General features: G+C 44.7%; 16 protein-coding genes and 1 pseudogene. 12 read left to right on the forward strand and 5 right to left on the reverse strand.

The annotated features are described in order from the left end of the window. Nucleotides 1-46: 46 nt before the first annotated feature. The gene (locus ACX5J7_RS17920) at nt 47-847 is read right to left on the reverse strand and encodes a PaaX-like protein (RefSeq protein WP_015067708.1); all 801 of its coding nucleotides are present in this window, start codon (nt 845-847) and stop codon (nt 47-49) included. 162 nt (nt 848-1,009) lie between these two features. Between ACX5J7_RS17920 and ACX5J7_RS17925 the strand changes: the two are divergent. From ACX5J7_RS17925 to ACX5J7_RS17935, 3 genes and pseudogenes are all read left to right on the forward strand, one after another. Then, nucleotides 1,010-2,693, forward strand: a pseudogene (locus tag ACX5J7_RS17925) (isovaleryl-CoA dehydrogenase). Between the two features lie 231 nt (nt 2,694-2,924). Then, complete coding sequence (locus tag ACX5J7_RS17930) at nt 2,925-3,317, forward strand: MbcA/ParS/Xre antitoxin family protein (RefSeq protein ID WP_023559818.1); 393 nt, start codon at nt 2,925-2,927, stop codon at nt 3,315-3,317. Then, nucleotides 3,317-4,000: an RES family NAD+ phosphorylase gene (locus tag ACX5J7_RS17935; RefSeq protein ID WP_024016704.1), complete on the forward strand. Its 684-nt coding sequence runs from the start codon at nt 3,317-3,319 to the stop codon at nt 3,998-4,000. The genes ACX5J7_RS17930 and ACX5J7_RS17935 overlap by 1 nt, the downstream gene beginning before the upstream one ends. 145 nt (nt 4,001-4,145) lie before the next feature. On the opposite strand, the gene ACX5J7_RS17940 is transcribed toward ACX5J7_RS17935, so the two are convergent. Beyond that, nucleotides 4,146-4,304, reverse strand: a complete 159-nt coding sequence (locus tag ACX5J7_RS17940; RefSeq protein ID WP_287149825.1) for a DsrE family protein — start codon at nt 4,302-4,304, stop codon at nt 4,146-4,148. A gap of 172 nt (nt 4,305-4,476) precedes the next feature. On the opposite strand from ACX5J7_RS17940, the gene ACX5J7_RS17945 reads away from it, so the two are divergent. Further along, nucleotides 4,477-5,079, forward strand: coding sequence for a DUF4136 domain-containing protein (locus ACX5J7_RS17945; RefSeq protein ID WP_012519236.1), 603 nt, complete (start codon nt 4,477-4,479; stop codon nt 5,077-5,079). A gap of 157 nt (nt 5,080-5,236) precedes the next feature. Here the strand turns inward: ACX5J7_RS17945 and ACX5J7_RS17950 are convergent, their stop codons facing one another. Further along, nucleotides 5,237-5,686: a Spy/CpxP family protein refolding chaperone gene (locus ACX5J7_RS17950; protein ID WP_012519237.1), complete on the reverse strand. Its 450-nt coding sequence runs from the start codon at nt 5,684-5,686 to the stop codon at nt 5,237-5,239. A 166-nt stretch (nt 5,687-5,852) separates the two neighbouring features. On the opposite strand from ACX5J7_RS17950, the gene ACX5J7_RS17955 reads away from it, so the two are divergent. The 8 genes from ACX5J7_RS17955 (at nt 5,853) to ACX5J7_RS17990 (ending at nt 16,208) form a co-directional block, all read left to right on the forward strand. Further along, entirely contained in the window at nt 5,853-6,563 is a 711-nt protein-coding gene (locus ACX5J7_RS17955) for a response regulator transcription factor (RefSeq protein ID WP_012519238.1), read from the forward strand. 13 nt (nt 6,564-6,576) lie between these two features. Then, nucleotides 6,577-7,953, forward strand: coding sequence for a sensor histidine kinase (locus ACX5J7_RS17960; protein ID WP_474370541.1), 1,377 nt, complete (start codon nt 6,577-6,579; stop codon nt 7,951-7,953). Between the two features lie 86 nt (nt 7,954-8,039). Further along, a complete protein-coding gene (locus ACX5J7_RS17965) occupies nt 8,040-10,025 on the forward strand; it encodes a class I adenylate cyclase (protein WP_498707754.1) in 1,986 nt (661 codons plus the stop codon). Nucleotides 10,026-10,147: 122 nt separating this feature from the next. Beyond that, the gene (locus tag ACX5J7_RS17970; protein WP_015067718.1) at nt 10,148-10,540 is read left to right on the forward strand and encodes a BlaI/MecI/CopY family transcriptional regulator; all 393 of its coding nucleotides are present in this window, start codon (nt 10,148-10,150) and stop codon (nt 10,538-10,540) included. After that, on the forward strand, nt 10,533-11,690 hold the full coding sequence (locus ACX5J7_RS17975; protein ID WP_278384054.1) for a M56 family metallopeptidase: 1,158 nt from the start codon (nt 10,533-10,535) through the stop codon (nt 11,688-11,690). Before ACX5J7_RS17970 ends, ACX5J7_RS17975 begins: the two co-directional genes overlap by 8 nt. 340 nt (nt 11,691-12,030) lie before the next feature. After that, the gene (locus ACX5J7_RS17980) at nt 12,031-12,624 is read left to right on the forward strand and encodes a DUF2780 domain-containing protein (RefSeq protein ID WP_278383225.1); all 594 of its coding nucleotides are present in this window, start codon (nt 12,031-12,033) and stop codon (nt 12,622-12,624) included. A gap of 94 nt (nt 12,625-12,718) precedes the next feature. Continuing rightward, entirely contained in the window at nt 12,719-13,102 is a 384-nt protein-coding gene (locus tag ACX5J7_RS17985; RefSeq protein WP_498707755.1) for a DUF748 domain-containing protein, read from the forward strand. Continuing rightward, entirely contained in the window at nt 13,047-16,208 is a 3,162-nt protein-coding gene (locus ACX5J7_RS17990) for a DUF748 domain-containing protein (RefSeq protein WP_498707756.1), read from the forward strand. The genes ACX5J7_RS17985 and ACX5J7_RS17990 overlap by 56 nt, the downstream gene beginning before the upstream one ends. A 171-nt stretch (nt 16,209-16,379) precedes the next feature. On the opposite strand, the gene gloA is transcribed toward ACX5J7_RS17990, so the two are convergent. Continuing rightward, entirely contained in the window at nt 16,380-16,928 is a 549-nt protein-coding gene (gloA, locus tag ACX5J7_RS17995) for a lactoylglutathione lyase (RefSeq protein ID WP_012519246.1), read from the reverse strand. 155 nt (nt 16,929-17,083) lie between these two features. Continuing rightward, nucleotides 17,084-17,764, reverse strand: a complete 681-nt coding sequence (locus ACX5J7_RS18000) for a YehS family protein (RefSeq protein ID WP_015067723.1) — start codon at nt 17,762-17,764, stop codon at nt 17,084-17,086. Nucleotides 17,765-17,863: the final 99 nt, after the last annotated feature.

The raw sequence follows: 17,863 nt of genomic DNA on the forward strand, positions 1-17,863 counted from the left end.
TACTTCCAGTTCGGCTACTTCTATTTTAATTCAGGGGTCTATTGACCTAATTCTTTGATAAAAAGCGATGCCATATTTCTGCGCCTACATCGTCATAGTGTTTTACCAAATCTCGATAGCGCTTACGCAAAGCGACATCCACCAGTGGCGATGGTAATAAAGGGTCGAATACCAGTCGATATAACGCGCTATCACCTACGACATATGACTCTTTGGTGGCTTCTTCAAGAGGTAAGCGATGCAGATGCTTCAGCGACTGTTCAATTTCCTCGCATCCGTTGCGATAAAGCTCTTCAAGATCATCCTGACGCCACAACTCCATTGCCTTGTTATGCATTTTGTCTTCAAAGTCAGTGGCACTAAAAACCATGACTTTCTTGGACAACCCCAGTGTCTGAAGTTTTCCTCTTACCCCTTTTGCACCATCAAGAATGTTATTCGGTCTAATATACATGTCGCTTACTAGCTTTCTCATTCCCACTAGCTTTAGCGCACGTTCGTTAGTTCTTTGCTGCTTCTTATCACTTTTTGGTAGCGTATTGGTCTGCGCTACCACCCAATCGTTACCCCACGACATAAGGCTGTCTTCGGCGCTGCGCCATTGACTAATTTCTTTAGCAAACTGCTTACCATTTTCCCCAAGCGCGTAATAACCACGCTCAACTAAGGTGATCAGCTGCATAGACTGTAAACGCGTTAGCGTAACGCGAATGTTATTTTCAGAAATGCCAAATAACGCGCCTACCCTCACTGCAGAAGCAGCATTCATTTGTATATTTTCTCGCGAACCGAGAAGTTTCAACAGTAGCTTTCTCGCCACTGGCTTTTTCACTATTGCTTGTTGCACCGTATAACTACTTCTTCATGTGGCTTAATTACGTGTCTGTGTTTCTGTCAACGTTAAAAACCATCATTATACAAAGGGTTGTCGAGCACAAACATTACATAATTTGACTAATTAAAACATTCAGTGTAATGATCTTAATATTGTTATTTTTGGCACCACATTATGACCTCACTTAACCGCTTTGATACACATACTGTAGACAACCAGCCGTCTATTCTAAATTCATACAACTTGTGGCGCGATGACAAACTACTAAAGACATACGTTACTCAGCAATTACCCGAGAAGCAGCATTGGAATGCAGAACTCTTAGGATGCTTTGGCGCGCTTGCAGGCAATGAACTCATGGAGCATGGCGAGCTCGCTAATAAAAATAAACCCGAGCTTCGTACCTTTGATCGCTACGGCAGGCGTATTGATCACGTTGACTTTCATCCAAGCTATCACGCGCTAATGCAAAGTGCGATGAAACACAACGTACACAACTATTCATGGCAAAATGAACAACAAGATGGCGCACATACCCTTCGCGCGGTGTTAATGTACATGCACTATCAAGCCGAATCTGGTACGTCTTGCCCCCTTACCATGACACATGCTGCTGTGCCGGCAATGCGCTATGGTAAGTCGCTTCCCTCTTACTGGTTAGATAAACTCATTAACGGTGTTTATGACCCTCGCTCCCTGCCCGCAAGTCAAAAAAACGGGGTTACTATCGGTATGGGAATGACCGAAAAACAAGGCGGTTCAGACGTAAGGCGCAACACCACTACTGCGACAAAGCAGCGCGATGGCAGCTATAGTATCGTAGGTCATAAGTTCTTCTTCTCTGCCCCCATGTGTGATGCCCACCTCATTCTTGCCCAAGCCGAAGGCGGGCTTAGCTGCTTCCTGCTGCCCAGAATACTCGAAAATGGTGAACTGAATAACGTGCGAATTCAGCGTTTGAAAGACAAGCTAGGCGACTGGAGCAATGCATCCTCTGAAGTAGAGTTTCAAGAAGCCACGGCATACTTAATTGGTGAAGAAGGCCGTGGCGTAACGGTGATCATCGATATGGTGTCGTTAACCCGTTTAGACTGCATGATTGGTTCATCAGCGCTAATGCGGCAATCACTGGTACACGCATTACACCACGTAAGTCATCGCGACGCGTTCGGCAAAACCTTAGTCAACCAGCCCTTAATGCAAAACGTTCTAACAGACCTTACCATCGAGTGCGCTGCCGCTACTGCGCTCACTATGCGCGTTGCAAAAGCAGTCGACAACGCATCACGTAATAGCTATGAAGCAGCATTAGCAAGGCTGGCCACGGCGATTGGAAAATACTGGATTTGTAAACGCACGCCTATGTTTGTGAACGAAGCTCAGGAGTGTTTAGGCGGTATTGGTTACGTTGAAGAAAACCCCATGCCCCGATACTACCGTCAGGCACCGCTTAACTCAATTTGGGAAGGCAGTGGAAACGTGCAATGCTTAGACGTACTTCGCGCACTCGCTAAAGAGCCCAATGTAAAAGAAGCGTTGTTTAACGAACTTAAAACGCAAACCGGCAAAAATAAACATTACGATATTCACCTTAGTAAACTATTAGACGAGTTATCAAATACGCAGAATATGGAAACGCGCAGCCGTTATTTAACAGAGCAAATGGCGCTAGCGCTCCAAGCATGCACGTTACTTGCTACATGCACCTTTCTTGCTAAAGAAAACGTCCATAACGACATTGCTCACACATTCTGTGAATCACGGCTCGGCAATGCGTGCGGTTTCGCTTTAGGTACACTCCCCGATACGACACCGTTTGAAAAAACTTATCGCGCTGGGGCAGGTTTCTTCTAGCTAAACCCTATCTTGAAATAGCTTTGAGATTATATGTGTAATGATTGAATTATTTCGTTCAGCTCGATTATCAGCGCGCTAAATTTAACGGGTTTGAACTGAAGCTTTTAGACATATTTAACCGTCATTGATAACGTCACCTGCCCAGCCATTTCATATAGAATTATTTTTCAATTTGCGCTCTATATAGAATTAACTACAATGAGGATATGGTCGGTCACGCGTTAGGTGTTCTATGCAAGCGCAATCTTCAACAACAGACAAAGGGCAGTTTGCCCATGTTGCTAATGCAATTCACAACTTGTTCGAAAAGTGGCAGTTAAACCAAAAGCAGCGTATGCAGCTACTTGGCTTTACATCAACATCCATGCTGCACAGATTTGAGAACGAGCCAGAAAAGGTATCTGTGCGCCCTGATTTGGAAACGCGGATAGGTTTGCTACTAAATATTCATCAAGCCTTGAGGACGCTGTTTAGCAACCCTGACAACGTGTATGGATATCTGTCGATGGTCAATAACAATCCCCCTTTTAACGGTCAAAAACCAATTGAAATTGCCTGTCGCGATTTTATGGGCTTAGTTCGTGTACATGACACCCTCGATGGCATGCGTGGAGGAATGTGGTAGTGCGTTGGCACCGATTGATTAACAGCAAATACCCTACGATTGATATTTTCGACGATATTGCTTCGCCAGAAGCCTTTGACGCGATTTACGCCATGCAAGCGAAGGTGAACCCACGCTTACGGCTACTCAATACAGGGGAAGGTGCGATCAGTACCAGCGAGATACCCATAGGCGCTCAGCAAGTGCACTCAGCCATTGCGCCGTTCGTGCATATACCTGTAACGCCTTCTCGATTTAGTACAGGCGGATTCGGTGTGCTTTACGGTGCAAGTACTGTCCATGCTGGGTTAGATGAAGTGCGCCACCATATTGTGAAGCACCTGTCTCAAGTGAATGGCTTTGCTTTTGAAAACATTCAGCTAAGGGAATATGTGTTTAATTACGCTGCCCCGTTAGAGGATGTGACGGGTGTGCAAGAATATCACCTGCCTGATGACTACAGCGCTCCGCAGGCGTATGGCGCAATAATGTGGGCGGCTACACGCGACAAGGTGATTAAAGGACTGACAAAAAAAGATACGGTCGGTGTAAGATATCGATCGGTACGAAGTGCCAATGCAGAGTGTATTGCACTATTCTCGCCAAAGTTCATTGAAGACATGAAGCAATCGCGTCACTACGATATGAACTTCAACCCTAAAACTAAAATGCTCTCGCCCGCGAATGAAATTAAGGTCGCTTGATGTTACTAATCACGCCACGTACTTTATAAAGAATGTAACAAGCAATGAGAGTAATAAGCAGCTCCGCATTCGTGGATTAGTGCGCTGATGAAGTGCATTGGATATCTGCAATGCACAAATGTTTATCACAAAAGAAAACGGCCTTTTAAAACGGGTTAACCGAATACCCTTTTTGCGCCAAACGCGCATGTGCTGTCATGGCAGATAAATCCATTTTCACCCCATCAATCAATGCACTTTTTTCAACGCCATGGGCTGCGGCAGACTGCCCACACACTATCACTTCAACGCCTTGCTCCATCAAAGCACTTAGCAGTATTTCGTTGCAGAAATGCTATCAACATTTCCAAATCTTATTTCGATAGTAAGGCCTATGCGATCCAAAACCTGGGAAAAACACGTTAAAGATACAACGAGTCGAACTTTGCTTTGTTAAGCATGTCTTCAATAAAGCAGTATTTTACAGTGGGTATATTATGTATAGCAGCACTTCGAAAAATGTGATGAGCAGAATAACGCATCAACTGAGCAAAATTAAAACAACCCTATTAGCGTTAATGTGCGTCGCTATCGTAAGCGCCTGCAGTAGTAATAAGCCTCAGATAAATGTTGATGAAAACCAAAACTTTGCTGACATCAAAACGTTTTACATTCAGCCTCCGCTGAACCCCATTAACGCAACGCTTGCCAACCATCTATCAACGGCTATCACTGAGAACCTCATCGCAAAGGGTCTTAAACCGGCGTCTGAAGAAGACGCCGATATCGCTGTGGGATACGTGCCTTCCACAAGCACGAAAGAAGACGGCACTACGCTAAATTTAGGGTTAGGTACTGGTAGCTATGGCCGCTCTGGCGGTATTTCACTAGGCAGCATTTTCAGCATTCCCGTGGGAGAGCAAACGTCGCTTCAGCAAGGGCTGCAAATTGATATGGTAAAAGACGGAAAGTTTATTTATAGCGCGGCTGGAAGCACTGAACTAGATGGGAAAGACAGTATCAGTATACAAAATAGTCTGAACGAACTTGTTAGTGAGTTACTCAACCCTTACCCAAATACAACGCTAAATACCCAATAGGTTGAGCCGGCCCTTTCGCTATTTTGAGCCTTTTTTTAAGACTTTTAAAATCAAAAATGCGTGGGAATTAAAACACCCCCTTCGTTGAGTTTTGTCAATGAAGGGGGCATTTATTTTAAGCATTTTACCTACAATGTTATCGAGAAGCGGCGGCTAATTAGCTGTGCTTACGCTGCTTTTTTCCACGCTTCCCTTTCATTTCATCAAATTTTTCTAGCTGTTCATCGGTAAGGATATCAGCAACTTTTGCACGAATCTCCGCGCGTTTTAGAAAGCGCGCTTTTACTTGCTGCGCTTTTTCCTCGGCAATGGCATTCACTTTATCCTGATAGTCTGCATCATCTGGATTTAGGCCAGCCAAAAGGTTTCTATTTTTACGCATGCCCTCTTCACGCATTTCCGATTTTTTAGCTCGGCGTTCCGCTTTAAGCTCTTCCTTTAACGTTTGAAATTGTGCTATTTGCTCGTCGGTAAGGGCAAGTACTTTTTCCATTTTATGCAGCGGAAAAACGCTCCCGCCTCTGCGCTCATCAGAATGCTTACCGCCTGCATAGGCAGTCGTTGCGATACATGCACTTAATAAAACACCGGTAATTAATTTTTTCATCTTAATCTTCCTACTTGTTTTGTCATGATAATGCATGACGTTAAAAATAATGTTGTCTCATCAACGAAATGAAGTATGCGTGAATCAATCGATAAGTAGGGTTAAGCTAGTGTAAAGTTCGGTAAAGTTGAAAAAAACACCCAGCGTAAAAGGGTAAGCTTAAATCATGGAAAATGAAAAAATTAACGTATTACTTGTCGACGACGATGTCGACCTTTGTGCGCTGCTAAGCGAATTCTTAGAAGGCGATGGTTTTAGTGTGCATGCTATTCACAGCGGCGAAGAGGCCGTCAACACGCTGCTAAACAGTAATCAGTACGACACCGTAGTGCTAGACATTATGATGCCAGGTATGTCGGGGCTTGATGTGCTTAGAGCCGTTAGAGCTGAAAAGCAAACGCCCATTCTTATGTTAACCGGGCGGGGTGATGATATTGATCGCATTGTCGGCTTAGAAATGGGTGCAGACGATTACTTACCTAAGCCGTGTAACCCAAGAGAACTTGGCGCGCGCATTCGCGCAATAATACGCAGAACACAACAGCTTAAAGCGCCCGCGACTGTGATAACCGAACTACATGGCATCTCACTAGATATTGGCGCGCGAACAGCCTCGGTAAAGGGAAGGCCTATTACTTTGACTGGCGCAGAATTTAACGCACTTTGCTTGTTGATGGAGCGTGCAGGGCAAACCATTTCGAAACAGGAAATGACGCAAGAGGTGCTAAGCCGTCCGCTGGAAGCCTATGACAGAGCCATGGATGTACACATCAGTAGAATTCGACAAAAGCTATCTGCTGTGGGTGTGAATAGTGTGATTAAGTCTATTCGCAAAGTAGGCTATCAGATGTTGACCTCACCTCAGTCACAAAAATAATAAGGTACGTGATATGGCTGCAGGCACTACGTGGAAAAACATAAAAAAAGGGCTCGGATTCAAGCGCTTATTTTGGCGTATTTTCCTTACCTTCTGGATTGCTAGCCTCGCGGTAATGGCCACTACAGGCTACGTATTAATAAACGAATATACCTCCACCGAATACAATCAACGCTTTTTTAACGACGTTACCGCCCAAGCTGAAAGAATTGTGTGGCGTTACGAGCATGAAGTGCTTGTTGACGGCAAGGCCAAAAGAAAGATAAAAGAGTGGATACGGCAGCGAGAAAACCGCGGTGGCCAGCTTATTCCCATGCTAGTTTACAATGCTAAAGGTGAATCTATTTATCATTATAGAATGAATAAGGTGCCCTTTGAGCAGCGTATTGAACAGCATGTTTATGGGCCTTCAAATACTCGCTATACGGTATTGGTTCGCCAACCGCAGGCACCTCGTATGTATAAACAAGTGCTGTACCGTTTTCAATCCATACAATTTGTTTTAATTTTTGTGGCATGTGCCCTTGTCAGTGCCCTACTCAGTTGGACTATCGTTAAACCAATAACGTATTTAGGGGCATTTAGTCGCCGCTACGCCAATGACCAAACCATCGCGCCGTTACCTACCCCTTTGCTTGCTCGCGGTGACGAGCTTGGTGACTTAGCGACAGATATAAACTTTATGGTGGGTAAAACCCATGAAGCGGCGAGCGCCCAGCAAAGGCTTCTTCACGATGTCTCTCACGAATTGCGCGCCCCGCTGGCTCGTTTACAGGCTTCTGCAGCACTGATAGAACAAAATCAACCTGACAATCGCCATGTAAAGCAAATTCATAATGACTGCCATCGTATAGACCAGCTCATCCAACAGATATTAAATTTTTCAACATTGGAAAACGCCCAACCCGAGGAACAAGTTTGCGATATAGCAGCCTTGTGTGAGCGGATTTTGGATGACATGGCAATAAACTATCCTGGCATTCCAACGGTTTTGACACCGCCGAAAGGCACGCAAAAACAACGATTGATTCGCTGTTACCCCGAAGCTATCCATCAAGCGCTGGATAATATTATTGGCAACGCCTGTAAGTACTCAGATAAAAGGCAGCCTGTGAGTGTGGCTATTGAGTCGACTAGCGCAGCTATGCTCATTAAGGTTACGGATAAAGGCCCCGGCGTTGATGAAAAGGAAATCGAGAAGTTGATGCAACCTTTTTACCGGGCAGGAAACCAAATGCATACTGAAGGCTTTGGTTTGGGACTTAGCATTGCGTTAAAAGCGATTAAAAAACATGGCGGTAGCCTAACTATGCAAAGCCCTAGTGAAGGCGGTTTGTGCGTAGAGGTGTCGCTACCTAGGCATGGTAAAAAAACGGCTAAAAGCCGATAAACTTTCACTCTGTGAAGACGAAATGTAAGGAAGTCGACGTAAAATAACGCTATGCTTGACGTAATGATGAAGTGCAGATTTAAATAATGGCAGCGCAACAGCCGCTTTCCGTTCAGCAAAACCTCACTATTCGCTTGTTGCGGGTACTGAGATACAACAAAGCGCGTATTGAGCGTGCCCTTACACTCATGCCTGAAAAGCACAGACCTCTTTTTCACGTGCTTCCTTTTCTGGTGCACGTCAATCACGAGTCGCTTCCCGGCTTTGTCGCGCCCCTCTCAACGGGCGAAAGTGTACCTTTTGGGATCAGTAATTATTCCTTTAGGACTGATATAGAAAAAGCCCTGTTACGATGCTTCCCTTCAGAAAGCCATTTGTTTGCAGACATAAAACAGGTATGGCCGCGACAACGCGCCGTCGATGCTTTGGTGCTTATGGGCAGTGTAGGCACTATCGCTCAAACCGATGATTCCGATTTTGATTTCTGGGTATGCATAGACGGAAAACAATTCACTTCCACCGCACTTTCGCTATTGCAACAAAAGCTTACCGCTATAGAAAAGTGGGCCGACCAAACCTTTGGTATAGAAGTGCATTTCTTTTTGTCTGAAATAGACAAAGTAAAACAAAACGACTTTGGCGTTGCCGAAGGAGAAAGTGCGGGTTCCGCCCAAGCGTTATTTCTCAAAGCCGAGTTTTATAACACCAATATCGTGGTGGCAGGTAAAGCCCCCTTTTGGTGGCTAACCCCAGAAAAAACATCAGAAAAACAGTATCAAGCCATATACAACAGCCTTGAAAAAGGTGGTTCACCAGATCTAGATTGGTTTATGGATTTAGGCCATTTAGAAAAGTTAGATGCCAGCGAGCTTTTTGGGGCAGCTATCTGGCAGTTAGGAAAAGCGATGGACTCGCCGTTTAAGTCGGTGCTAAAAATGGCAAAGTTAGAGGTTTACCTTGCTAATATCGCCGAGGGACAACCACTGTGCAACCTGCTTAAAAAGCATGTACACCGAGGCGCTGAAGCACCGGGGCATGTGGCAGACATCGACCCCTACTCGCTTATGTTTGATGAGCTAATTACCCACTACAGTGAGCATGGGCAAGCCGAAGACATTGCCGTACTAAGAGAGTGTTTGTATTTGAAATGCGGCTGTGCCCTTAGTCAACCGCTGATGGAAGATGAGAAACCCAACTTCAAACGCAGAATTATGGCGTCTTATGCCAGACAATGGGGATGGAATCGAAAGCAGCTTAGTCATTTTGATAATCAGCAAGAATGGAATTTCAGCGAGCGAGTGCAATTAAGTCGTCGCATTCATCGTTTCTTATTGAAATGCTACCGTCGTATTTCCAAAGAGCTTAGTCACCACCAGCAAGTCATGGATGAAAAAGACATGACGGTATTGGGCAGACGTTTAAGCACGTACTATGCGAAAAAAGCCGATAAAATTGAATTCCTTCGCCGTGCGTTTGACGAAAGCCTTTATTGTGAAAAGGTCACTATTGCCATGCGCCAGCTCAAAAACGGTGAGGAAGTATGGTCGGCCTATGCAGGAGATTTATTGAGTAAGTCGGGTATCATCGACGAGTCGCAAAAAATTACGCAGGCATCAAGCGCTATTGCACTCATGGTGTGGTGTGTATCAAGCAAAATCATCGATACACACAGTAAAGTTTACCTCGACTACAACTACGGCGAAGTCAGCGAACTTGATTTAAACGACTTACTTAAGCACTTATGCAAGTATTTTCCACCGGTAAAGGTTTCAGCACTTCCGCGAAATAACCTGCTTGCTCCAGAACGGATCACCGCCTGCTTTGCAATTGTAAACTTTCCTACACTACGGCAAAAAGCCACAGTAGAGGACGTATCTGTTATCTACAGCACGTCTTGGGGCGAAACATTTCTAAAAAGCGGCAGTGAAGTACTTGATACACTATGGTACGACTTGCAAGAAGTCTCGCCAGCCCCACCTTGCTACGTTATGGTGCCAAGAGGTAATCAACAGGCTCGTATTTTAGGTGAATTTTTAGAGGCCCATGAACTTAACTTCACCGTTTTATACTAGCCCTCTCCCACTTTCTGTATATCCCGTCTAAAAAATACGCAATAAAACTTGCACTTTAGAATTACAAGTGTAATCTAAAGTCATAGACTACAAATGTAATCCATTAATTAGACATTATTATTATGAATAAATCGACGGACAAACCTGAAATTTCTAATGCGGAATTTGAAGTACTCGACGTGTTATGGGAAGACCATCCTGCCACATCGAATGAAGTTATCGCACGCCTTAACAATAAAAAAAACTGGCATGAAAAAACCGTAAAAACACTGTTAGGAAGGCTGGTTAAAAAAGAAGTACTGGGGTTTGAAAAGCAACACCGCCAATATCTATACCACCCCTTAATAGCGCGAGAAGATTACACGAAGAAAGAAACCACAAGCTTCGTTAGTCGACTTTTCAAAGGAAAAATAGCCCCAATGGTAGCGGGCTTCGCCAACCAAAACTCACTTTCACAGCAAGATGTGGACGAGCTCAAGGCCCTAATAAAAAAGTGGGAACAGAACAATGATTGATTGGATTATTGCTCAACAGGGCATGCTTTCGGTAACACTTGCACTGCTTATATTTACAGAGCATTTTTTAACACAGAAGCTCGGCGCATCACTTACGTATAAATTATGGATATTGATCCCCGTTTGCTTGCTGCTTAACAACATCCCTATGTCGATAATAGCAATTCCATCGAATGACTTCAGCCGATATGTGGTAGGGATCACTCCTACATTGACCACTCGCGACGCCGCGCCTTTGTTCATAACCTGGGGGATAGGGGTATGCGTTATTACGGCTTATATTTTGGTGCACCACCTAACGACATGGGCGTCTATTGGCAAGCGTCGTGCTGTACACACTAACGCGTATTATTCTAGTAAAGCCACCACGCCTATGCTTTTCGGCTTTATCGCGCCCAAAATACTCCTTCCCTTTTCATTTAAAAGTACATTTTCAAGTGCGCAGCAAGCACTCGTGTTAGAGCACGAAAATGTGCATCGCAAACACTACGACCACCTGTGGAACACGATAGCGCTAACAGTCGCAATTTTATTTTGGTTTAACCCGCTTGTCTGGTTTGCCCTTAAGTCGTTCAGAATAAATCAGGAACTAGCCTGCGATAACGCGGTGCTGAAAAACAAAACCGAAAACGAAAAACTCACTTATGCAAAAGCACTTGTGCAGTGTGCTGAGCATTGTTCTAACGCAATCACGCTTTATCCAACCTTTGGAGAAAAAAGGACCATGATCAAACGATTAAATGCCATAAAACAACCTACGCGCAACAGTAAAGTATTTGCAGCAGGAATACTGTCGATTGCTGCTTTAGTCACAATTAACACAGCCCTTGCCAAGGTGCCGCCTCCGCCCGCAAAGGCTGAGACGAAAATTAACGAAGCTGCTCCGGTTAAGCACGTCTCACCAACCTACCCGACCAAAGCGGCAAAGAATAACGTTGAAGGCTTTGTGGTTTTATCTTTCGATATTACCGAGACGGGCGCCACAGATAATATCAAAGTGGTGAAATCAGCCCCCACAGGTGTATTTGATAAGAGTGCTCAAGTCGCCCTTGACCAATGGGTATACAAACCCCGCATTCAGGGCGGCAAAGGCGTAAGACAAACCGGGCTGCTTGTTCAGCTAGACTACAAACTTAGCGATACGCCCTAGGATATAAAAGGTACAAAAGAGGTGAGTAGCAATAGGTAACGTTAGCTAAAACAGCCACTTTTATGCCGTGTTACAAAGTAGAATACTAAAAGGAGCAATCGCTCCTTTTAGTGTTTTGTCTAATTGACTTATCCACTCGGCCCGCATCATTTCTTTTCGCGAAAATGTAAAGCACCTTTACATTTTCTCTACAGTATTTGCGGTACTACTGCGTTAGAATGTAAGTATTTACATACGCTCTAGCTATTAATTAATGGAATGCCTGAATAGCCTTGATTCAAATTTTTTCGAGGTGAATTTACATTTCGCTATTCCCGCAGCCTCAAAAAGGATATTCAATATGAAACGCTTTATTTTAGCCCCTGCTCTGCTTATTACATTGACTTGCTTTACTCATTCAGCCCACGCCAATATCAGTGAGCTAAAGGGCCTTCTAGGCGATAAAAAAGCTGATACAACTTTTACCACCAGCAGCCTTACACAAATGGCAACAAGTGCGGCATCTAACATCGACTTAGCCAGCTTAGTCAGCGCTGTTTCTGGTAATCTGAATGTATCTAACGAGCAATCGCAGGGCGGCATTGCGTCGGTAATGAACTACGTACAAAGCAACTTATCTAACGGTGAATACTCGCAGCTAGCGAAAAACATCCCTGGCTTAGACGGCTTGCTTGATGACGTACCCGCGCTGTCTGACAGTTCGGCGCCAAACTCAAGCTCTTCGCTGTCTGGGTTACTAAACAAAGCCTCGGAGTATAGCTCTACCGTTAAGTCAGTCAATGACTTAAAACAGCAGTTTGAAGCCCTTGGTTTATCAACTGATATGATTGCGAGCTTTGTTTCACAAATAAGTACTTACCTAAATGTAAACGCCGATAGTGAAACCCAAGCCTTATTTAAGTCTGGCCTAGATAATTTGCTAACGGCTCTGTAATCTAACCATTCTTGTTTTGCAGATGAGGCTTTTCTCCGTTGTTGAGACTAGCCTTTGCCTCTCTTATTAACCCAATAAAGCAATATAAACGCCTATGCAAAATGCAATATCTTGGTTTGCTGCTAAGCCTAAATGGTTTCGAGTGTCTACTTACCTTGTGCTTGTTTACTTCACTTACGCGCTGCTGTTAGGCGTTCTAGCCCCTGCTATATTGAAAACCAAACTTCCCCAAATAGTTGAGGAACAAACAGGGAGAAAAGCCAGCGTAGCAGATATTGCTATTAACCCGTTTTTACTAAAAGTAGACGTTCGCAACTTCACTATTTACGCCTCAGCTCACAGTGGGGCTCTCTCTGAAAGCCAGATTGAGAAAGAAACTACCAATACACTGCCCGATAACCGGTTTTTTCAGCGTGGGGCATATGTCATTAGACGTAGGTTTTTGGCATTCAGTATTTACGCTAACGCCAGCAGTTGAGAAGCTCTCCATTGATGCGCCATTTGTTACTGTTGCTCGCCTCAATAACACCAATAATACCCAAACATTCAACTTTTCCGATATCCTCGAGCACGTAGCACAACAGACACCTGAAACCGACGGCGCGCCATCCGAAAGCGAAAATGGCCAAATTCCGCATATCACATTAGGTGAATTTTCACTGACTCATGGCCACGTGATTATCGAAGATAGGGTAACGGACACCCTACTTAATTACCCAGAACTTGAAGTTGCATTGCAAGATTTAGACACCCATGCGGTACTTAAAGACACAGCTCAATCTACGTCTTTGCAAAGCGCGAATGATGCAGCCTCGAAAGGGTCGACATCTGCTTTTAATCAGTATCAATTTACATTGGTAACGGCCGAAAAAGGTAAAATATCCATTGATGGCGAATTTCAGTTATCTCCCTTAAAATTGACCACCTCAGTGGATATCGATGATATTGCCCTTGTACCGCTCTGGTCCCTCGGTAAACACCTAATAGCTGCTAATTTAGCCGATGGAACGGTGAGCGTTAGCCTACATGCTGAAATTTTTGAAGAAAAAGACGCTTTCCAGTTTCTACTGCAACATGGCGAATTCGAAATTAATAACCTGCTGTTTAAGCGCTCCCCTATTAGTAACAGCAAAGGTGGCAAAGACATTCTTTCCATACCTTCTTTTGCCGTTCATAACATCAATGTAGATGCGCTGCAGCAACAGGTAAATATTGAACGCGTGTCGCTTGATGCACCGCATATTTCAGCGGTATACGATAAGTCAGGCATTGATTTACAACGGTTATTTACACCGGAAAACGTACCAGGTGTAAACGCCAACACGAATACCGCAGCAGATAATTCATCGCTTACCGCTAGCCAGCCCGCAAGCCTATCGGCAAAGGAAGACAGTGGTGTTCAAACAGCCGATGAGCCATTAGCGCAAGCGGCAAAAAGCGCACCCAGCGCTGAAGTAGATGCTGAAAGCACGGCTCAAAATACAAGCGAGCGAAATGAGTGGCAGGTAGTACTACAGCAGTTTGTATTTAACGGTGGCACCCTGGATATTGAAGAACGCGGTGTAAGTGCCGGTACGTTTCTTAGAGTCAGTAATATCAATATTGAAACCGGAAGCATTACGACAGACTTTACGGCGCCCATTTCCTATAGCACGAATTTTCAGGTTTCTGCTGATCCCGAGCGTTTCAGCTCAGTCCCACAGGGCGCGTTTTCAAGCGCTGGCAGTGTAACGATCGCCAAGCAAGCTATAAAGGGCAGCGCAGCCCTTGACGCGCTAGTACTTAGTCAGTTTCAGCAATACGTCTCGCCGTACGCCAAAGTCACGCTAGAAAGTGGCGCTGTTAATCTCGACGTAACGTTTGAAGGCTCTGCCGCTGGCGACCTTAATGTAAATGCGAGCACACGGGTGGAAGGTTTAAGCATACTCGACACCGCTCAAACGCCCTTATTGCAATGGGAAGCACTGAGCGTAGAAGATATAAAGTTTGACCGTAACGCCAATCAATTGCGCGTAGAGACGGTTCATCTTACAGCCCCTTTTGCTAGATTAATCATTGATGAAGCGAAGCAGGCCAACATAAGCAAACTTTTTGCTGCAAGTGAACAGGACGTTGTTAAGAATGAAAGCACTAATAGGGAAGGAAACGATAATTTAGCGGCTCAAGACGCTGCAAATAGTAATGGTGATGGCAACGGTAATGGTGAAGCAAAAAGTAAAAGTGCGACATCGTCGACAAGCGAAGCCGCTTCCTCTGAATTAGCTATTGCAGTTGGCGGTGTTTCTATCGAAAACGGTAGGGCGTATTTTGCCGATCACTCATTAACCCCTAAATTTGCGTCGGCAATAGAAAGCCTAAACGGTAAAATATCGGGCATAGATTCTCGCTCGAACGACCCCGCCAGCGTTGATATTACCGGTAAAATAGACAACTATGCGCCAGTGAAACTTGCTGGCACAATTCACCCGTTGAAGCAGGATTTGGACCTTGACCTGAATTTTTCAGTAAAAGGGGCTGAACTCACATCGGTTAACCCCTACTCTGGTACCTACATGGGCTACTACATTGACAAGGGGCTATTATCGTTAGCAGTGCAATACAAGCTCAACGGTGACCAGCTAGATGGCCAAAATCATGTGATTATCGACCAGCTTACATTGGGGAAAAAGTCTAATTCAGATCAAGCATTAAGTCTGCCATTAGGCCTTGCTATCGCGCTGTTAGAAGACAGAAACGGCGTTATCGATTTAGGTTTGGATGTTTCAGGGGATGTAGACAGCCCAGACTTTAGCTTTGGTTCTATCATACTAAACGCAATTGGCAATATTATTACTAAAGCGGTAACCGCCCCCTTCTCACTACTTGCTAACCTTGTGGGTAGCGATGATGAATTAGACAGTGCGGAGTTTGCGTTTGGCGCCTCAACCCTTTCTCCAGCAGTGAAAGAAAAACTTGATACCCTTGCTAAAGCGCTTAACAAGCGCCCTGGCCTGCGCGTAAACATTGAAGGTACGGTCAATGCCGTATCTGATGCAAGCGCGCTGGCACAACGCCAGTTAAACAATACACTGTTGATAAGAAGCGGGCTCGTTGATCCATCCAGCACTTCGAGCACTGCAGATATGCCCGCGAACGGTGCTGTTAATAGTTCGCAGGCTGGCCCCATAACCGGCAGCAGCATTCCGCTGGATGGCCCATTAGCCGACGCGCTATTAGCTTATTATGTCGACGTTTTTACGCCAGACCTTAACCAAGAGTACACCAACATGGTGGTACAACTATACCCAGAATTGGCAAGCGAAAGCCAAGAGCCAAGTCAGGTAAGCACTAAAGATAATCAAAGTGTAATCAAAGGAGATGACGTAAAACGCGCGTTAAGCATCGCGCGTTACAACAAACTACGCAATAGCATCGATATCCCAGAAAGTGAACTTATTCTGCTGGCCGATGCGCGCAGTAAAGCGGTAAAAAGTTACTTGGCCAACGACGCTGAAATTGAAGCGAATCGCTTGTTCTTGCTTAATACTCAGCACGACTTACATACTGAATTTAGCGGTGTGGAGTTATCCTTAGAGGCAAAGTAGCCATCGCGTCATTACCACCTTCGTGTAAGGTGTAAACCATTACCATCGATAAAACAAAACAGGCAGCATATTACTATGCTGCCTGTTTTCGTTGTGTTTGATAGTTTTTTAACAGAAGTTTAGCCAGCCCTGAATGCGCGCTAAACGTTTCTGTATTTATCTGTCCGGCTTTTATTTCTTCAAATGCGGCGCACACGTTTGTGCCACTTTTGATGCATCAAATATTTCAATCCAGTAGCCGTCGGGATCTTTAATAAAGGCAATACCTTTCATAGACCCCTCGTTGAGCCCTTTTTGAAAAGGCACGTCGAGCGCTTCGAAGCGGGCGCACGCTGCGTCGGCATCAGGTACGTGAAAACCAATATGCCCAAAGCCTTTTGGCTCAGAATTGCCGTTATGGTAGCTGACCGTTTCTGGCGTATCGCCCCAGTTATGGGTTAATTCCAGCATTGCCGGGCGGCCAAATGTTTGTTGCGTGCGCTTTTCAACGTCATCAGAAATATCAGAAAAGTCATCACCTGCCGCAAGAAAATACAAGCTGAACTTCATTTCCTCAAAATCTAGGCGCTTGATAAGCGTCATGCCCATAACTCGTGTGTAAAAGTCTAGCGAGCGTTTAGGGTCAGCTATACGCAGCATAGTTTGATTAAACACGAACCCTTGGGTAGCGGTGTCTATCTCTTCACACAAACCATCCGCTTGTTCAAAATGGCGACTCATATTCTCTCCTTTACTTAATTTCAATTTACTCACTTTTACGCTTGATGTTTTTCACAAAGTCCACCACTTTTGTCACGTACTCATCGGTGTCAAAAATGGGTTTACTATGCCGTTTCCCCTTTACTAAATGAAGACCGCCTAACACAGCACTTCGTTCACCGCTTTTTAGAGGGCAGCGTTCCCCATACAGAGGTATTTGCTTGTTTGCTGCTTTCTCGTACTGCGTTGGTATGACGGCTATTCAACTCGCCTTTCTCAGTTTTTAGCGAATGGGTTGTTCCCTTCTTCTTAGCAGGTTTTATCTCATTCGGTTTACCGCTAGATGGCTTTCTATCATCTGGCTTTGCGTTTCGGTGCGAGACGGTTGAATCTGGGCGATGTTTCTTCACCATGCCTTGAAGGAGGTTTCTTACAACCTGATCGCCAGCAGGTTTAAAGTTACGATGGTCAGGCTTTCTAAAAAATGCAGACAACTCACTTTTGCTTATTCTAAAGTCAGCGAGTTGTAGTGCGTGAATCATATCTTCGTCTTTGTAGCTCATCGCAATACGAATTTTACGCATGACTTCGTTGTTGCTTAACCGTTCTTTTGGCCCCAAGACTTTCGGCTCCTGCCCTTCTTGGCGACCGCGATTCTTAATAATTAATCCGTCTAAAAACAGCCCAATAATTTTGTCGCGACACGGCAAGTAGCCTTCTTCACCTTCTCGCTTCATAACGGCATGCAAATAATCTATTTCCATGTCGTAGTTAGCTAATTTGAAAATACTGATAGCGGCGGTATCGTTGATGGCAAGTGCATAACGAAGGCGACGTAAAACATCGTTGTGAATCATGTAAGTAGGCCTGAAATATGAAGTGGCGCTTAAAAGCGTAGAGCAAAATACTCAATTTCACTATTTTACACCACTTACACGCTGGCATCTATTAGCGCG

The organism is Alteromonas infernus, assembly GCF_902705815.1.